Source organism: Streptomyces sp. NPDC091682 (assembly GCF_044756625.1).
Lineage (GTDB): Bacteria > Actinomycetota > Actinomycetes > Streptomycetales > Streptomycetaceae > Streptomyces.
In genome coordinates this window covers 163,491-179,588 of sequence record NZ_JBIVTH010000001.1, presented here as the reverse complement: position 1 = coordinate 179,588, position 16,098 = coordinate 163,491, and the positions used below count along the sequence as shown (strand labels likewise).

Below are 16,098 nucleotides of genomic sequence, written 5' to 3'. Positions count from 1 at the left end.
GCAAGCCGGGGCCGGATACGGGGCGCCACGGCGCCGGCGGGTCAGGGGCCGAAGACCTGCTGGACCACGCTCTCGCCGTCACCGACGATCCTGCGGAAGCGGCGGGCCAGTTCGATCGCCTCCTCCTTGGAGCGGACCTCGATCAGGGCGAAACCGGCCACGGCCTCCTTGGCCTCGGCGAACGGCCCGTCCGTCACGGTGATCTCGTCCCCGAGCGACGTCACCAGGACACCGCCCGGCTCCAGGCCGCCGGTCGCCAACAGGACACCGGCCGCCGACAGTTCCTCGATGAACCGGCCCATCTCCGCGTACAGGTTCTCGTCGGGGGCGGTGTCGGAAGGCCGGGTGGTCATCAGGTAGCGCATGGGGTCCCTCTCCTCGGTCGTGCGGTGCTTGCGACACCACGTCGAACGGGGCGGTGTGACAGGGAACGGTCGCCGTTCCCTGTCACACCGCCGGATCGACGTGTCGGCGAGAACCGGAAACGACCGAGCAGAGAGGCACCCACATGACCACCACCACAGCCGCCACCACCACCGCCCCCGCGACCCGATCCCGCACCCGGGCCGCCACCCGCTCCCTGCTCGCCTGTGCGGTCGCGGCGACCCCGCTGTGGGTGGCCGTGGCCCTGCCCCAGGCCGCCCTCCGCGAGGGCTTCGACATCACCCGCCACCCGCTGAGCGCCCTGAGCAACGGATCCCTGGGGTGGCTCCAGATCACCAACTTCCTGATCGTCGGAGTGCTGCTCGCCGTGGGAGCGACCGGCCTGCGCCGGGCCCTGCACGGCGGACCCGGAGGCATCTGGGCGCCGCGACTGGTGCGCGCCGCCGGTGTCGGCATGATCGCCGCGGGCGCGTTCGTCATGGACCCGGCCGACGGCTTCCCCGCGGGTACCCCCTACGGGCAGCCCGCCGCCCTCACCTGGCACAGCTACGCCCACTTCGCCGCGGGATCGATCACCTTCCTCTCGCTGATCGCCGCCTGCTACGTCCTGGGCCGTCGCTTCGGCCGCGCCGGTGAGCGTCGGTACGCCCTGCTCGCCCGGGTCGGCGGCACCGCCCTCCTGCTCGGCAACGGCTGGGCCATGGGCGGCGGCAGGGCCGGCACGCTCACCCTGGCCGTCGGCGTGATCACCGCGATGCTCTCGATCTCCTTGATCGCGAACCGCTTCCGCAGTGCCCGCTGAACATCGCTTGAACTTGTTCAAAAAGGGGTCTACAGTCACCCTCGTCAGCAAGTTTGAACACGTTCAAAGGGGTTGGGGAACATGGACCTCACCGTCGTCACGTACGTCATCTACCTGCTCATCAGCATCGCCCTCACCATCTGGGTGGCCCGCACGCTCAGCCGCAACGGCCGTGTGTTCATCGGTGACGTCCTGCACGGGAACGAGAAGCTCGCAGACGCCGTCAACCAGCTCCTCGTGGTCGGCTTCTACCTCGTGAACATCGGCTTCGTGACCCTCTACCTCCGGTCGAGCCAGGAGATCCGGACCCCCCGCGCCCTCTTCGAGGCGCTCTCGGTCAAGCTCGGCGTCGTCCTGCTGGTCCTCGGTGTCATGCACCTCGGGAACGTGTGGGTGCTGAACAAGATGCGCCGCCGCGGGATCATGGAGCGCCAGCAGACCCCGCCCGTCCCCCCGCAGGCGTGGACCGCACCGGTCGGAGCCTGAGCCGTGACGACCGCCGCCGCCACCGCGCCCGTGCGGAACCTGACCGTCCTCTACGACGCCGGCTGCCCGTTCTGCGTGCACATCCGGCACTGGCTGCTCGCGCAGCGGTGGCTGGTCCCGCTCGCCCTGGTCCCCGCCGCCTCCTGGGAAGCGCGGCGGCGGTTCCCCCGCCTCGACCACGCGTCGACGCTGCGGGAGATCACCGTCATCGGGGACACGGGGCAGGTGTGGACCGGGACCGACGCCTTCATCGTGTGCCTGTGGGCGCTGGTCGAACACCGGCCGAAGGCGAACTGGCTGGCCACCCCGGCCGGCCGGCCCTTCGCCCGGGCGGCGATGCACACGGCCTCCGCCTGGCGGCGGGCCGTACGTACCGAGGGTTACCCGGAGGCCGCCGAGGGACCGGCCTGTGACGACGAGTGTTCCGTCCCCCGATAGGCTCATACATCGTGACTGATCAGAAGGCTCCCAAGAGCGAGCAGACCCGCACGCTCATCCTCGAAACCGCGCTCCGCCTCTTCCAGGAACGCGGCTTCGACAAGACGACCATGCGGGGCATCGCGAAGGAGGCCGGCGTCTCGGTCGGCAACGCCTACTACTACTTCGAATCGAAGGAACACCTGGTCCAGGGGTTCTACGATCGGATCGGCGCCGCCCACCAAGCCGCGGTACGGCCCATCCTGGACAACGAGACCGATCTGCAGAAGCGGTACGCGGGCGTGTTGACGGCCTGGCTGGACATCGCGGCCCCGTACCACGAGTTCGCCTCCCAGTTCTTCAAGAACGCGGCGGATCCCGAGAGTCCGCTCAGCCCGTTCTCGCCGGAGTCCGAGCAGGCGCGGCAGGCCGCGATCCGCATCCACCGCGAAGTGCTGGCCGGCGCGAAGACCAAGGTGCCGGCCGAGCTGGCCGACGTACTGCCCGAGCTGATGTGGCTCGCGCAAATGGGCCTGGTCCTGTACTGGGTCTTCGACCGCTCGCCGAACAGCGAGAAGACGCGGCGGCTCGCGGAGCGCGGTGCGCAGCTGACGACGCGGGGCATCGTGCTGGCCCGCTTCCGGGTGCTGCGGCCGCTGGTGCGGGAAGTCCACGAGCTGTTCGCGGACTTCCTGCCGGGCATGGCCCAGACGGCCACGGCGGGGGCCCGGCGCCGGGCCTCGGACCCGTACCCGGGGACGGGGACGGGGACGGACCCCGCGTAGCCGCCGGGAACGCGACGGCTACAGCCAGTCGAGTTCCCACAGGCGCCAGACGCCGGTGCCGTCGGACAGGTACTGGGCTCCGGTGACGTCCTCGCGGGACATCACGTAGTCCTTCTTCTGCCAGATCGGCACCATCGGGGCCTGCTGGGCGACCAGCTGCTGGAGGTCGCGGAACTCCGTGGCCGCCTCGCTCCGCTCCGCGTGGGACTGGGTACGGGTGATCAGCTCGTCGACGCGCTTGTCCGAGAAGCCGTTGTTCATGGACGAATCGGCACCGACGAGCGGGGCGAGGAAGTTGTCCGCGTCCGGGAAGTCCGCGATCCAGCCGATGGTGTAGGCGTCGAACTCGCCCGCCGCGTACGCCTTCTGGAAGTCGCTCCACACGTCGACCGGCTTGATCGTCACCTGGAAGAGGCCGGTGGCCTCCAGCTGGCGCTTGAGCTCCTCGGCTTCGGGCAGGTTCGCGCCGCGCACGTTCACGCCGAGGTTGAGGCGGACGGGGCCGGTGATCCCGGCGTCCTTGAAGAGCTTCTTGGCGGTCGCCTGGTTCGGGGCCGGGTAGGCGTCGAAGAACGGCGTGCTGTGGCCGGCGATGCCCGCCGGGACCAGGGAGTACAGCGGGGTGACGGTCCCTAGGTGGACCTCGACGGCCACCTTGGCGCGGTCCAGGACGGCGGCGACGGCCTGGCGGACGGCGAGCGGGGCCGCGGTGGAGCCGGGGCGGACGTTGAAGACGATGGAGCGGGTCTCGCTGCCGCCGGAGGCCTGGTAGCGGGTGTCCTTCAGGCCCGGGTTGAGGCCGGCGAGCACGGCGGGCGGCATGTCCCGGTGCGCGACGTCGATCTGGCGGGCCTTCCAGGCCTGGTCGAGCTGTTCGGAGTCCTTGAAGTACTTGACGGTGACCGGCGTGTGGGCCGGCTTGCCCTGGCCCTTGTACGAGTTGTTGGGCTTGAGCTCGACGCTCGTGCCGGCCTTGTAGCCGCCCAGCGTGTACGGGCCGGACCCGTCCGCCTTGCCGTCCTCGCGCAGGGACTTCGCCGGGTACTTGTCCTTGTCGACGATCGAGGCGGCGCCCGTCGCGATCTTGAAGGGGAAGGTGGAGTCGCCGGCGGAGAGGTTGAAGGTGACGGTCCGTCCCTCGGCCTTGACCGACTCCAGGGTGTTGAAGAGCGGAGCCGGCCCCTGGTCGGAGTTGATCGCCTTGATGCGGTCGAAGGAGTGCTTGACGTCCTCGGCGGTGATGGTGCGGCCGCCCGCGAACTTCACGTCGGGGCGGAGCTCGCACGTGTAGACGGTGAGCTTCTGGCCCACGAAACCGCAGGAGGCGGCGGCGTCCGGCACGGGGGCGTCGGAGCCGGGCTTGATGGTCAGCAGCGACTGGTAGATGTTGCTGAACAGGGCCCAGGAACCGGCGTCGTACGCCCCGGCGGGGTCGAGGGAGGAGACGACGTCGCTCGTACCCACCCGGACGGCACCGCGGCCGCCGCCGTCCTCGGGCAGCAACTGCCAGGCACCCACGCCGACCACGCCGAGGACCAGCCCGGCCGCGATTATCTTCGAGCGGACAGACCGCATCCCCTGAACCCCACCCCATGACCGAAGACAGCGACCTGCTGTCCGATTAACGGTCATCCCATCACGGAATTCTGGCCTCCGGAAGGTCAGTTGGGGCGGATGCTCCGGGCGCTTGACGCCGATCAGGCCTGAAATGAGGCGAGTTCGACGACCGTGATGTCGGACGGCGCCCCAACTCGGACCGGCGGCCCCCACGCTCCGGCCCCGCGGGACACGTAGAGCTGGGTGTCTCCGTAGCGTTCCAGGCCCGCGACGGTGGGGTTGGCGAGCTCCGCGAGGTAGTTGCCGGGCCAGAGCTGGCCGCCGTGGGTGTGGCCGGAGAGCTGGAGGTCGACGCCGTGCCGGACGGCGTCGTGGATCACGACGGGCTGGTGCGCGAGGAGCACGGCGGCCCGCGTCCGGTCCCGGTCGCCGAGGGCCGCCCGGAAGTCGGGGCCGCTCCCCTCCCGCTCCCCCTGGATGTCGTTGACCCCGGCGAGGTCGAAGTACGGCAGCTCGCGGCGGGCGTTCTCCAGCGGGTTCAGCCCCAGCTCGCGGACGTGGTCGATCCACTGCTGGGCGCCCGAGAAGTACTCGTGGTTCCCGGTGACGAAGTACGAGCCGTGGCGGGCGGCGAGCCGGCGCAGCGGCTCCGCGGCGGGCCCGAGGTCGGGGACGCTGCCGTCGACGAGGTCGCCGACGATGGCGATGAGGTCGGGCTGGGTGCGGTTGACGGTGTCCACGATGCGTTGGGTGTGGGCGCGGCCGAGCACCGGGCCGAGGTGGACGTCGCTGACGACGGCGATCCGGAAACCGTGTGCCGCGCGCGGCAGTTTGGCGAGGGGGACCCGCACCCGCTTCACGCTCGGCCCGCGCAGGACCCCGTGGGTCCCGGCCCCGACCGTGCCGAGGGCCACGGCGGCGGCCGTCCCGCCGACCGTACGGGCGACGAACCGGCGGCGGCTCAGCCCGTCGCCCGCGGCGGGCCGCTCGGCGGCGGCCGGGGCGGCCGGGGCGGCCGCGGGCGCAGCCGCGGCGGGCACCTCCACGGGCTCGGGCCGGTCGGCCACCGATCCGGCGGAATCACGGTGGGCCAGACGGCGCAGCGACAGCGCGCGGATCGGCTCCGCGACCAGCATCGTCAGGGTCAGGTACAGGAGTACCGCGAGCCAGAGGTACCCGGGCCAGGCCACCGTCTGCTGGAGCCAGAAGGGCGCGCCCGCGCGACCCGTGGTGAGCGCGGCCACAGAGAGGAGGGGCAGGGCGATGGCCAAGGCCGTGCCGATGCGCCGGGTCCGGCCGCCGGGGGCGGTGGTGTCGCGGACCAGGCGGATCCAGAGCCAGCGGTGGACCAGGACCAGGAGGGCGCAGACCGCCAGGGCGACGAGCGCGAAGACCAGGACCGTCATGCCGGTGCGCCCCGGTCCGGATGGTCCGTTCCGTCCGTACGCTCCACACCGTCCGCACGTGACGAACGCCGCAGGGCGAGGACGCTGCGCAACCCGATCAGACCGACCGCCGTCCCCAGGAGAAAGGACGTCACCGCGAGCGTCAGGTGCACCCAGAAGTAGGAAGTGGGATCGCCGGCCGCATCGAAGGCAAGACCACTGCCGTTCTTCCACAGGTTCCGGACGAAAGACACCCAGATGAACCAGCTCCACACTCCGAAGGCGAGCAGGAACCAGGAGGCGGTACGGCTGAGTCTCATGCCTTCAGTATCGGATTCGTCCCCGGGACGGACGCGCCGGGGTGGGCTGTCCCGGGGTTGGTTGCCCGGAATTGGCCGGTCCGCTGCGCTCTCCAGCTCATCGGGAGGTACTTTCACCTGCGTGTCTGCCAAGACGACCGCGCTGACGGTCCTTTCCGCCGCGTTGCTGGTGCCCGCTCTGTTGGTGGCCCCCGCTCACGCCGCGCCGGCCCCGCCGGCCGACGCGAAGGGCCAGCCGCCCCAGGCCGCGGCCCCCGCACCGGCACCGCCCGTCTCGATGTCCACGGTCGGCGGATCGCTGCTCGGCCAGCCGGGGACCCAGGTGAACCTGCTACCGGGTGCTCCGGCGCTGCCTGCGACCCTGACCGGGCGGTCGTGGATCGTGGCGGACGCCGAATCCGGTGAGGTACTGGCCGCGCACAACGCGCACTGGCAGCTGCCCCCGGCCTCGACCATGAAGATGCTCTTCGCGGACACCGTGCTGCCGAGCCTGCCCAAGGACCAGATCCACCAGGTCACCGACAAGGACATGGAGGGCGTGGGCCCGGGCAGCAGCATGGTCGGGGTCAAGGAGCACCTCGAATACTCGGTCCACGACCTGTGGCTCGGCGTGTTCCTCAAGTCCGGCAACGACGCCGTGCACGTGCTTTCGGCCATGAACGGCGGCATCGACAAGACCGTCAAGGACATGCAGGCGCACGCCGAGGAGCTCCAGGCACTGGACACCCACGTCGTGTCCCCCGACGGGTACGACGCCCCGGGACAGGTGTCGAGCGCGTACGACCTCACGCTGTTCGCCCGCTCCGGACTGCAGAAGCAGGACTTCAGGGAGTACTGCGGCACGGTGAGCGCGAAGTTCCCCGGGCTGCAGGAGCCCGGGAAGCCGCGCGAGTACTTCGAGATCGCGAACACCAACCGGCTGCTCACGGGCGCGGCCGGGATCGCCCCGTACAAGGGCATGGCGGGGGTGAAGAACGGCAACACCTCGATGGCCGGGGCCACCTTCACCGGCGCCGCCCAGCAGGGTTCCCGGAAGCTCCTGGTCACGGTGATGAACCCGGACGGGGGCGGGGCGAACCAGGTGTACGAGCAGACCGCCGCGCTCCTGGACTGGGGTTTCGCGGCGGCCGGGAAGGTCAAGCCGGTGGGTGAACTGGTGCCGCCGAAGAGCGCGGACACCTCCTCCCACGGCTCCCCTGCGCAGTCGCACGAGAACGACCCGGCGGCGGCCGGCAAGGACTCGGGCGGCGGCGCGGGCACCGCGCTGGCCGTCGCCGGCGGTGTGCTGGCCGTCCTGGCGGGCGGCGCCTTCGCGGTCAACCGCCGCTGGCCCCGCGGACGCCGCGGCCGGGGCGAAGAGCTGGTCTGAGACCGCCGGAGACGGAGCCGCGCTAGCCCGGTTCCGGCAACCGCACCACCTAGCAACTCACAGGTTCACCGGAGGGCCTCGGCAGGGTTTGCTCGCTCCCGTCGGCACGAAGCCGGCGGGAAGGGGGTCCTCCCATGCGGAGGAGATGGTCGGCCGTCGTCTTGGTGGCCTGTGCGGTCGTGGTGGCCTGCGGCGCACTGCTCGCCGTGGCGGCCCGGACCGCTCTCCCGGCCGACGGCGCCGGCCGGCGGACCCCGCCGCGCGCCCTGGAGGCCGCCGAGCTGGACGTGCTCCACACCGCGGGAGAACTGCTCGTACGGGACTGCATGCGGGCGCAGGGATTCTCGTACTGGCCGGTCCCGCGCGTGCCGCACCCGGATTGGCGGGACTTCCCGTACGGCGTGGACGACGTGGACTGGGCCCGCAGCCACGGGTTCGGGCGCCGGATCGAGCGGCAGCTGGACGAGGAGGCGGCTTCGGGGCCGCGCGCCCAGTACCAGAGCGGGCTCTCCGCACAGCGGCTGCAGGCTCTCGGGGTGGCCCTCATGGGGCCCGATGCGACGGGGCTGGCGGTCGAGAACCCCGGCGGGGGCACGCTGAGCCACAGCGACCGGGGCTGCATCACGGCGTCGTGGCGGCAGCTCTACGGGGACGTCCGCCTGTGGTACGGCTCCAGCGAGACCGTGAAGCAGCTCGGCGCGGTGCGCACCGGCCGGGTCAACCAGGACCCCGCCTTCCGAACGGCGCTGGCCGGGTGGAGCGAGTGCGTCGGACGGCGCGGTTTCCCGGCCGCGCACCCGGTCCGGCAGCGCGACGAACAACTGGCACGGACCGGTCCGGCCGCCGAGGCCGAGGACGTGCCGATGGCGAGCGCCCAGGCCGAGTGCGCCCGCTCGACCGGGCTCGCCGACACCGCGCAGGACCTGCACCGGCGCTTTTCGGACGTGATCCGCGCCGAGAACGGGGCCGCTTTCGACGCCGTGCGTCGGTTGCAGGTGGCGGCCCTGCCCACAGCTCGCGATGTGGTCGCCCGGCACACCGGGAGCTGACGTCGCGTACCGCCGAACGGCGGTGAACCATGTACGGCACTCATTGGGAGGGACCCCAGATGAACAAGCTCAGGACGCTCCTCGCGGGGCTCGCGATCGCCGGTGCGGCGGTGGTGGCCGTTCCGACCGCGGCGCAGGCCGACGGCGGCTGCGGATACACGAACTTCTGTGCCTACTCGGACGATTACAACTACCTCTACCAGAACGCCGGCAACTCCAACGACTGGCCCTACCAGGTCAAGAACAAGGTCGACTGGGTCCGCAACAGCGGCAGCGCCGGCGGCCGCGACCACGTCAACATCTACTACAACGAGAACAACACCGGCGCCTACGCCTGCATCGGCTACGGCACCGAATGGAACCTGCGGGGCAACGCGCAGTCGTTCAACTGGACCCGCAACGGCGACGCCAGCGGTCAGTGGAAGGCGGTCCACGACAACGCCGCCTCGCACCGGTGGGTGTACGGCTGCGGCAACGGCACCTGGTAGAGCTTCCCTCCGGCACCACCCGGTGGCGCACCGGGCCCCACACCGGTGCGCCACCGGCGCGTTCCCCCCAGGGGTGGCACCCCGGGGGGAACGCGCCGGCTCAGCGGCCGGCGGAGGGCTCCGGCGCGCCGGCCGGCGGGGCGGTCGGCGGAGCGGCCGGAGGGTCTTCCGCGCCGTCGCCGTCCGCATCGTCGCGCGTGGCCGTCCAGGAGGAGACGTACAGCAGCAGTTTCGCCGTGAAGTTGATCCAGAGCAGCAGGGCGATCGGTACGCCGAAGGCTCCGTACATGCTCTTCCCGGCGACCTCCCGCATATAGCCGCTGAGCAGCAGTTTCAGCAGCTCAAAGCCGGCCGCGCCGATGAGGGCCGCCTGGATCAGTCGGCCGCGCGGCGGTTCGACGCCCGGGAGCAGGGTCAGCACGTAGAGCAGCAGCAGGAAGGCGGCCACGACGCCGACGAGGAAGGCGAGGGAGCGCAGCAGCGCGCCGCCCGCGCCCTCGCGGGGGATGTCCAGCCATTCGGCGGTCTTCCCGACCGCGCTGGATCCGAGGATGGAGGCGGCGGCGGAGGCCAGGCCCACACCGCCGAGGCCGATGAGGACGAGCGTGTCCTTGCCCTTGCGGGCGATCGGGTTCCCGTCGTCCTCGTCGTCCTTCTCCCAGACCGCGCGCAGGCAGTCCCGCATGGAGCCGACCCAGCTGACACCGGTCACGAGCAGGAGGGCGCCGGCGACGAGACCGACCGTGGCGGCGTTGGCGACGAGCCCCTCGATGTTGAGCTGGTCGGAGATGCCGGGGACCTGTTCGGAGAGGTTCTTCTCCAGCCGGTCCAGCTGCTCCGGGCTGAGCAGCGCCGCGCCGATCGCGGCGGCCACGGTGATCAGGGGGAAGAGCGCGAGGAAGCTGATGAAGGTGATGGCGGCGGCGAGGCGGGTCCAGTGCACGCGGTCGAGACGTTGGTACGAACGCCACGCGTGCGTCCGCATCAGCCGGGCCGCGAGGGGCCCGATCACCGGGAGTTTCGTCAGCCAGTCCATGGGGTCACCGTAATTCAGCTCACGGAAATAGCCGGGATTGTCCGCTCCGGCCGCTACGGTCGTCGATTGTGACTTTTCCCGAAACGCGCCCTACGGGTCGCCCGTTCCACACCCTGGTCCTGCGAAGGCTGAGATTCCGTGCCCGGCGCATCGCCCGGCTCCCCCTGACCCTGCTGTTGCCCCCGGCCCCGCACCAGCTCCGTCAGGACGGCGGTACGGTCGCCCCGGCGGCTCCGGCCGTCCCGGCCGCCCCGGCGGCCTGGTCGGCGGGTGAGCCGGCCTGCGCCGGGACACAGTTCGGCCCGCTCCCGAACGGGTACTCGCGCAGCTTGCGCCAGACCCCGTCCGAGCCCTGCTCGTAGAGCGCGAAGCCCTCGCAGACCCACTCGGCGTCGTACGCGGCGAGGGTCGTGAACGCCAGGTCCATCGCCTCCTCGGAGATCCCGTGGGCGACCGTGACGTGCGGGTGGTACGGGAACGCCAGCTCCCGGTCGAGCGGCCCCTGGGGGTCGCGGACCTCGTTCTGGAGGCGGGTGCAGCCCGCCACCCCTTCGGCGATCTTGACGAAGACGACCGGCGAGAGGGGGCGGAAGGTTCCCGTGCCCGCCAGCCGCATCCGGAAGGCCCGGAAGGCGGCCGCGACCTCGACCAGGTGGGCCCTGATCGCGGGAAGCCGTTCCGCTTCCACCTCGGTGGGCGGGACGAGGGTGACGTGCGTGGGGATGCCGTACGCGGCAGCGTCCCCGAAGCCCGCGCGCAGCTCCTGGAGCTGGCTGCCGTACGGCTCCGGGACCGCGATCGAAACGCCGAGCGTTACGGTCCCCACGTATCTCTCCTCCGCTTGTCGCTGTGGACTGCTGCCGCCCAGTGTGGCGGCAGCACCCCCCTTCGTGCCAGGGCTCTCTGTCCGTAGTTGCGTTCGTCAGTGCTTGGCGGGCAGCAGACCGAGGCGGTCGTAGGCCTGTGCGAGCGTCTCGGCGGCGACCGCGCGGGCCTTCTCCGCGCCCTTGGCCAGGAGGGAGTCCAGCGTCTCCGGGTCGTCCAGGTATTCCTGGGTCCGCTTCTTGAACGGTGTGACGAAATCGACCATCACGCCGGCCAGGTCGGTCTTCAGCGCGCCGTAGCCCTTGCCCTCGTACTTGGCCTCCAGCTCGGCGACGGTCTCGCCCGTGAGGGTGGAGTAGATCGTGAGCAGGTTGCTGACGCCGGGCTTCTTCTCGGAGTCGAAGCGGATCTCGGCCTCGGTGTCGGTGACCGCGCTCTTGATCTTCTTCTCGGTGACCTTGGGCTCGTCGAGGAGGTTGATCAGGCCCTTGGGGGACGACGCGGACTTCGACATCTTGATCGCCGGGTCCTGGAGGTCGTAGATCTTCGCGACCTCCTTGACGATGTGCGCGGCGGGCAGGGTGAAGGTCCGGCCGTAGCGCTGGTTGAAGCGCTCCGCCAGGTCGCGGGTCAGCTCGATGTGCTGGCGCTGGTCCTCGCCTACGGGGACGGCGTTCGCCTGGTAGAGCAGGATGTCGGCGACCTGGAGGATCGGGTACGTGAACAGGCCGACGCTGGCGCTGTTGACGCCGCCCTTGGCGGACTTGTCCTTGAACTGGGTCATCCGGCTGGCCTCGCCGAACCCGGTGATGCAGTTCATGACCCAGCCGAGCTGCGCGTGCTCCGGCACGTGGCTCTGGACGAAGAGCGTGCAGCGCTCGGGGTCCAGGCCGGCGGCCAGCAGCTGGGCGGCGGAGAGGCGGGTGTTCGCGCGCAGATCCTTCGGATCCTGCGGCATGGTGATCGCGTGCAGGTCGACCACCATGTAGAAGGCGTCGTGCGTCTCCTGCAGGGCGACGTACTGGCGGATGGCTCCGAGGTAGTTCCCGAGGTGGAACGAACCGGAGGTGGGCTGGATGCCGGAGAGCGCGCGAGGACGATCAGAAGCCATGGCTTCATTCTCTCAGGTGCGGGGGCGGGCCCGTGCCCGCCGCCGGCCGGATCCCCCACCCGCGCCTCGATCGCAGGCGGGGCCGGAATTTCCGGCCCCGCCTGCGATCGGGGCGATCGGGCCGCCGGTCAGGCGAGCGGCAGGCCCGGGGCCGGGAAGGCGGCCATCAGGTCCGTCACCTCGGCACGGATCACGGCGAGGGCCTGCTCGTCACCCTTCGCGGCGGCGTCGACCGCGCGCGAGATCCAGTCCGCCACCACCGGCATGTGCTCCGTGGACAGCCCGCGGGACGTCAGCGACGGCGTACCGATCCGCACCCCCGAGGGATCGAACGGCTTGCGCGGGTCGAACGGCACCGTGTTGTAGTTCACGACGATGCCCGCCCGGTCCAGAGCCTTGGCCGCGATCTTGCCCGGCACGTCCTTGCCCGTCAGGTCGATCAGGATCAGGTGATTGTCCGTACCGCCCGAGACCAGGTCGAAGCCCTTCTGCAGCAGCGCCGCGGCCAGCGCCTTGGCGTTGGCGACGACCTGGTGCGCGTACGCCGTGAAGGACGGCTGGGCCGCCTCGTGCAGCGCCACCGCGATACCGGCGGTCGTCTGGTTGTGCGGGCCGCCCTGCAGGCCCGGGAAGACCGCCTTGTCGATGGCCTTCGCGTGCTCTTCCCGGCACATCAGCATCGCGCCCCGCGGACCGCGCAGGGTCTTGTGCGTGGTGGTGGAGATGACGTCGACGTGGTCCGCCGGGGACGGGTGCGCGCCGCCCGCGATCAGACCCGCGATGTGGGCCACGTCGGCGACCAGGATCGAGCCCGCCTCGCGGGCGATCTCGGCGAAGGCGGCGAAGTCGATGGTCCTCGGCAGGGCGGTACCGCCGCAGAAGATCACCTTGGGGCGCTCGGCGAGGGCCAGCTCGCGCACCGCGTCGTAGTCGATCAGGCCGGTGTCGGCCCGGACGCCGTACTGCACGCCCCGGAACCAGGAGCCGGTCGCCGAGACGCCCCAGCCGTGGGTGAGGTGCCCGCCCATCGGCAGGGCCATGCCCATCACCGTGTCGCCCGGCTTCGCGAAGGCCAGGTACACGGCCAGGTTGGCCGGCGAGCCGGAATACGGCTGCACGTTGGCGTGGTCCACGCCGAACAGGCCCTTGGCCCGTTCGATCGCCAGCGCCTCGACGCGGTCGATGTTCTGCTGGCCCTCGTAGTAGCGGCGGCCGGGGTAGCCCTCGCTGTACTTGTTCTGCAGCACGGTGCCGGAGGCTTCGAGGACGGCCGCGGACACGTAGTTCTCACTGGGGATCAGGCGCAGGGTCTGTGCCTGCAGCACTTCCTCGGCGGCGACGAAGGACGCCAGCTCGGGGTCGGTGGAGAGAAGGGCGGGATGGCGGCTCGCGGACATGGCGGGCTCCTCCGGGGTCGATGTGATCGGTACCCCGCGAGGCCCAGGCGAGCGGCCCTGTATGCGGTCGAGCGCGCACGACTCCCCCGGAGTTGGTTCTCCGTACGCCAGTCGCCGTGCGTACCGGACACCTTAGCGGGCGCGCCGGGAGAGAGGTTTCTGCGTCCGCGATACGAGCGACGATAAGAAGGTGACGCCACCCTCGTCACCGCTGCACCCGGCGCTTCATCCCGCCCGGACGGACGATCGGAGACCCCGTGTCGACAACTGCTGATGCCATCCGCTCCGCCGACGCGCACAGTGCGCACAATTACCACCCGCTGCCCCTGGTCGTCGCGTCGGCGGAAGGCGCCTGGATGACCGATGTCGAGGGCCGCAGATACCTCGACATGCTCGCCGGGTACTCGGCCCTCAACTTCGGGCACGGCAACCGCCGTCTGATCGACGCGGCCCACGCCCAGTTGGAGCGGGTCACGCTCACCTCGCGCGCCTTCCACCACGACCGGTTCGCCGACTTCTGTACCGAGCTCGCCGCGCTGTGCGGCAAGGAGATGGTGCTCCCCATGAACACGGGGGCGGAGGCCGTGGAGACGGCGGTGAAGACCGCCCGCAAGTGGGGTTACGAGGTCAAGGGCGTCCCGGACGGGCACGCCAAGATCGTGGTCGCCGCCGACAACTTCCACGGGCGGACCACGACCGTCGTCTCCTTCTCCACGGACCACGACGCCCGCGACCACTTCGGCCCGTACACGCCGGGCTTCGAGATCGTTCCGTACGGGGACCTCACCGCGCTGTCCCACGCCGTCACCGAGAACACGGTGGCCGTGCTGCTGGAGCCGATCCAGGGCGAGGCGGGGGTGCTGGTGCCGCCCGCCGGGTACCTGAGCGGCGTACGGGAGCTGACCCGCGAGCGGAACGTCCTGTTCATGGCGGACGAGATCCAGTCGGGGCTGGGGCGGACCGGCCGGACCTTCGCGTGCGAGCACGAGGGCGTCGTCCCGGACGTCTACATCCTCGGCAAGGCGCTCGGCGGCGGCGTGGTGCCGGTGTCCGCCGTGGTCGCCGACCGCGACGTGCTCGGGGTGTTCCGGCCCGGGCAGCACGGATCCACCTTCGGCGGGAACCCGCTCGCGTGCGCGGTCGCGCTGGAGGTCATCGCGATGCTCCGGACCGGCGAGTTCCAGGGCCGCGCCACCGAGCTGGGCGAGCACCTGCACCGGGAACTGAACCTGCTGGTCGGCGGGGGCGCGGTGACCGCGGTGCGCGGCCGCGGGCTGTGGGCGGGCGTCGACATCGACCCCTCGCGCGGCACCGGCCGGGAGATCTCCGAGAAGCTGATGGAGCTCGGGGTGCTGGTGAAGGACACCCACGGGTCGACGATCCGGATCGCCCCGCCGCTGGTGATCAGCAAGGAGGACCTGGACTGGGGCCTGGCCCAGCTCCGCTCGGTGCTCGGCGCTTAGGGTCGCCCGGTCCGGTCAGAGGATGACGTGGGGCAGGAAGCGGGCGTACTCGTCCGTGACCGGCCCCGCCGATTCGCGGATGCCGAGCCCCGCCGCCTCGTCCTCGACGACCCATGCACCGAGCACCACCCGGTTGCCGTCGAAGTCGGGCAGCGGGGCCAGGCCCTGGAAGCAGTACCGCTCCCCGTCCTGCGGTACGAACGGCTCGTCGCCCCCGCCCGCCCCGTGCAGGGTGACCCCCGCGCCCTCACGGCCGAGGAGGGGCTTGGCCACGTAGCCGGCGGACCCGGGCTCGGCGAGCTCGCGCGGGCCGTCGAGGTAGGCGGGCAGCAGGTTGGGGTGCTCCGGGAAGAGCTCCCACAGGATCGCGAGCAGCGCCTTGTTGGACAGCAGCATCTTCCACAGCGGCTCGATCCAGCAGGTGGAGCCGGAGCCGCCGCCGTGGTCGTACGTGCCGAGGACGTGCGGGCCGAACTCGTCCTCGGCCAGCCACTCCCACGGGTAGAGCTTGAAGCAGGAGCGGATGAAGCGGAGCTTCTCGTCCACGAACCGGCCGGACAGGCTGTCCCAGCCGATCTGCTCGACGGACAGGGCCTGGGTGTCCAGGCCGGCCTGCTCGGCGGTCTCCTGGAGGTAGGCGACCGTCATCAGGTCCTCGCCGAGCTCGTCGGCTTCGGAGTGCGCGAAGTGCAGCGGGCCGGGCGGGAGCAGCTCGGCCTGGCGCCGCCAGGCGTCGACAAGCCGCTCGTGGAGGGAGTTCCACTGGTCGGCGCCGGGGAAGCGTTCCTCCATCCAGAACCACTGCGGGCTGGCCGCCTCCACCAGGGAGGTGGGGGTGTCGGCGTTGTACTCCAGCATCTTGGCCGGGCTGCCGGTGCCGTCGTAGCGCAGGTCGAAACGGCCGTACAGGGAGGGCTGTTCGGCGCGGCGCCGCCAGGACTCGGCGATCTGCGCGGCGAGCCCGGGGTCGGTGATGCCGAGGTCGGCGAAGCGGTCGTGCTCGACGATGTGCGCTGCCGCGGCCAGGCACATGGCGTGCAGCTCCTCGACCACGTTCTCCAGGGCCTCGACCTCGGGGAGCGAGAAGGAGTAGTACGCGCTCTCGTCCCAGTAGGGGCGCAGGGAGTCGTCGGGGTAACGGGTCAGGGGGTAGATCACCCCCTGCTCCTCGACGATCTTCTGCCAGTCGGGACGGGGCTCGATGGTGTGCCGCTCCATGGTGCG

General features: G+C 71.1%; 17 protein-coding genes and 1 riboswitch. Of the genes, 8 read left to right on the top strand and 9 right to left on the bottom strand.

The features are described 5' to 3' along the window. Positions 1 to 41: 41 nt before the first annotated feature. Positions 42 to 365: a YciI family protein gene (locus tag ACIQK6_RS00860; RefSeq protein ID WP_030010579.1), complete on the bottom strand. Its 324-nt coding sequence runs from the start codon at positions 363 to 365 to the stop codon at positions 42 to 44. Between the two features lie 143 nt (positions 366 to 508). Between ACIQK6_RS00860 and ACIQK6_RS00855 the strand changes: the two genes are divergently transcribed. The 4 genes from ACIQK6_RS00855 to ACIQK6_RS00840 all read left to right on the top strand — a co-directional run bounded on the left by ACIQK6_RS00855 (position 509) and on the right by ACIQK6_RS00840 (position 2,874). Further along, positions 509 to 1,186, top strand: a complete 678-nt coding sequence (locus ACIQK6_RS00855; RefSeq protein WP_329099463.1) for a DUF998 domain-containing protein — start codon at positions 509 to 511, stop codon at positions 1,184 to 1,186. An 81-nt stretch (positions 1,187 to 1,267) separates the two neighbouring features. Further along, positions 1,268 to 1,672, top strand: coding sequence for a hypothetical protein (locus ACIQK6_RS00850; protein ID WP_329099464.1), 405 nt, complete (start codon positions 1,268 to 1,270; stop codon positions 1,670 to 1,672). Positions 1,673 to 1,675: 3 nt separating this feature from the next. Then, the gene (locus ACIQK6_RS00845; RefSeq protein WP_329099465.1) at positions 1,676 to 2,110 is read left to right on the top strand and encodes a DCC1-like thiol-disulfide oxidoreductase family protein; all 435 of its coding nucleotides are present in this window, start codon (positions 1,676 to 1,678) and stop codon (positions 2,108 to 2,110) included. 11 nt (positions 2,111 to 2,121) lie between these two features. Then, complete coding sequence (locus tag ACIQK6_RS00840; RefSeq protein ID WP_329099466.1) at positions 2,122 to 2,874, top strand: TetR family transcriptional regulator; 753 nt, start codon at positions 2,122 to 2,124, stop codon at positions 2,872 to 2,874. Between the two features lie 18 nt (positions 2,875 to 2,892). Here the strand turns inward: ACIQK6_RS00840 and ACIQK6_RS00835 are convergent, their stop codons facing one another. The 3 genes from ACIQK6_RS00835 to ACIQK6_RS00825 form a co-directional block, all read right to left on the bottom strand. Beyond that, complete coding sequence (locus ACIQK6_RS00835) at positions 2,893 to 4,449, bottom strand: ABC transporter substrate-binding protein (protein ID WP_329099467.1); 1,557 nt, start codon at positions 4,447 to 4,449, stop codon at positions 2,893 to 2,895. A 122-nt stretch (positions 4,450 to 4,571) separates the two neighbouring features. Next, the gene (locus ACIQK6_RS00830; protein WP_329099468.1) at positions 4,572 to 5,837 is read right to left on the bottom strand and encodes a metallophosphoesterase; all 1,266 of its coding nucleotides are present in this window, start codon (positions 5,835 to 5,837) and stop codon (positions 4,572 to 4,574) included. Continuing rightward, the gene (locus tag ACIQK6_RS00825; protein WP_402694060.1) at positions 5,834 to 6,136 is read right to left on the bottom strand and encodes an SCO4848 family membrane protein; all 303 of its coding nucleotides are present in this window, start codon (positions 6,134 to 6,136) and stop codon (positions 5,834 to 5,836) included. Before ACIQK6_RS00825 ends, ACIQK6_RS00830 begins: the two co-directional genes overlap by 4 nt. A gap of 121 nt (positions 6,137 to 6,257) precedes the next feature. Here ACIQK6_RS00825 and ACIQK6_RS00820 point away from each other — a divergent pair, with 121 nt between their 5' ends. From ACIQK6_RS00820 to ACIQK6_RS00810, 3 genes are all read left to right on the top strand, one after another. Beyond that, a complete protein-coding gene (locus ACIQK6_RS00820; RefSeq protein ID WP_329099470.1) occupies positions 6,258 to 7,505 on the top strand; it encodes a D-alanyl-D-alanine carboxypeptidase in 1,248 nt (415 codons plus the stop codon). A 134-nt stretch (positions 7,506 to 7,639) separates the two neighbouring features. Next, entirely contained in the window at positions 7,640 to 8,554 is a 915-nt protein-coding gene (locus tag ACIQK6_RS00815) for a hypothetical protein (protein WP_329099471.1), read from the top strand. Between the two features lie 59 nt (positions 8,555 to 8,613). Then, positions 8,614 to 9,042, top strand: a complete 429-nt coding sequence (locus tag ACIQK6_RS00810) for a hypothetical protein (protein ID WP_030012512.1) — start codon at positions 8,614 to 8,616, stop codon at positions 9,040 to 9,042. 100 nt (positions 9,043 to 9,142) lie between these two features. On the opposite strand, the gene ACIQK6_RS00805 is transcribed toward ACIQK6_RS00810, so the two are convergent. The 4 genes from ACIQK6_RS00805 to glyA form a co-directional block, all read right to left on the bottom strand. Then, the gene (locus tag ACIQK6_RS00805) at positions 9,143 to 10,078 is read right to left on the bottom strand and encodes a YihY/virulence factor BrkB family protein (RefSeq protein WP_329099472.1); all 936 of its coding nucleotides are present in this window, start codon (positions 10,076 to 10,078) and stop codon (positions 9,143 to 9,145) included. Between the two features lie 202 nt (positions 10,079 to 10,280). Then, on the bottom strand, positions 10,281 to 10,904 hold the full coding sequence (locus ACIQK6_RS00800; RefSeq protein WP_329099473.1) for a 2'-5' RNA ligase family protein: 624 nt from the start codon (positions 10,902 to 10,904) through the stop codon (positions 10,281 to 10,283). 96 nt (positions 10,905 to 11,000) lie between these two features. Further along, a complete protein-coding gene (gene trpS / locus ACIQK6_RS00795; RefSeq protein ID WP_402694059.1) occupies positions 11,001 to 12,014 on the bottom strand; it encodes a tryptophan--tRNA ligase in 1,014 nt (337 codons plus the stop codon). A 128-nt stretch (positions 12,015 to 12,142) separates the two neighbouring features. Then, positions 12,143 to 13,411, bottom strand: a complete 1,269-nt coding sequence (gene glyA / locus ACIQK6_RS00790; RefSeq protein ID WP_329099475.1) for a serine hydroxymethyltransferase — start codon at positions 13,409 to 13,411, stop codon at positions 12,143 to 12,145. A 34-nt stretch (positions 13,412 to 13,445) separates the two neighbouring features. After that, positions 13,446 to 13,536: riboswitch (ZMP/ZTP riboswitch) on the bottom strand. A gap of 132 nt (positions 13,537 to 13,668) precedes the next feature. Between glyA and rocD the strand changes: the two genes are divergently transcribed. Next, positions 13,669 to 14,874, top strand: coding sequence for an ornithine--oxo-acid transaminase (gene rocD, locus ACIQK6_RS00785; protein WP_329099476.1), 1,206 nt, complete (start codon positions 13,669 to 13,671; stop codon positions 14,872 to 14,874). A gap of 15 nt (positions 14,875 to 14,889) precedes the next feature. Here rocD and ACIQK6_RS00780 read toward each other — a convergent pair whose 3' ends face one another. Next, the gene (locus ACIQK6_RS00780) at positions 14,890 to 16,092 is read right to left on the bottom strand and encodes a glutathionylspermidine synthase family protein (protein ID WP_329099477.1); all 1,203 of its coding nucleotides are present in this window, start codon (positions 16,090 to 16,092) and stop codon (positions 14,890 to 14,892) included. Positions 16,093 to 16,098: the final 6 nt, after the last annotated feature.

Excerpts from the sequence above, each read along its gene's own strand:
- ACIQK6_RS00860 (WP_030010579.1), bottom strand. The coding sequence starts at position 365 with ATGCGCTACCTGATGACCACCCGGCCTTCCGACACCGCCCCCGACGAG.
- ACIQK6_RS00855 (WP_329099463.1), top strand. The coding sequence starts at position 509 with ATGACCACCACCACAGCCGCCACCACCACCGCCCCCGCGACCCGATCC.
- ACIQK6_RS00850 (WP_329099464.1), top strand. The coding sequence starts at position 1,268 with ATGGACCTCACCGTCGTCACGTACGTCATCTACCTGCTCATCAGCATC.
- ACIQK6_RS00835 (WP_329099467.1), bottom strand. The coding sequence starts at position 4,449 with ATGCGGTCTGTCCGCTCGAAGATAATCGCGGCCGGGCTGGTCCTCGGC.
- ACIQK6_RS00830 (WP_329099468.1), bottom strand. The coding sequence starts at position 5,837 with ATGACGGTCCTGGTCTTCGCGCTCGTCGCCCTGGCGGTCTGCGCCCTC.
- ACIQK6_RS00825 (WP_402694060.1), bottom strand. The coding sequence starts at position 6,136 with ATGAGACTCAGCCGTACCGCCTCCTGGTTCCTGCTCGCCTTCGGAGTG.
- ACIQK6_RS00815 (WP_329099471.1), top strand. The coding sequence starts at position 7,640 with ATGCGGAGGAGATGGTCGGCCGTCGTCTTGGTGGCCTGTGCGGTCGTG.
- ACIQK6_RS00810 (WP_030012512.1), top strand. The coding sequence starts at position 8,614 with ATGAACAAGCTCAGGACGCTCCTCGCGGGGCTCGCGATCGCCGGTGCG.
- ACIQK6_RS00805 (WP_329099472.1), bottom strand. The coding sequence starts at position 10,078 with ATGGACTGGCTGACGAAACTCCCGGTGATCGGGCCCCTCGCGGCCCGG.
- trpS (WP_402694059.1), bottom strand. The coding sequence starts at position 12,014 with ATGGCTTCTGATCGTCCTCGCGCGCTCTCCGGCATCCAGCCCACCTCC.
- glyA (WP_329099475.1), bottom strand. The coding sequence starts at position 13,411 with ATGTCCGCGAGCCGCCATCCCGCCCTTCTCTCCACCGACCCCGAGCTG.
- ACIQK6_RS00780 (WP_329099477.1), bottom strand. The coding sequence starts at position 16,092 with ATGGAGCGGCACACCATCGAGCCCCGTCCCGACTGGCAGAAGATCGTC.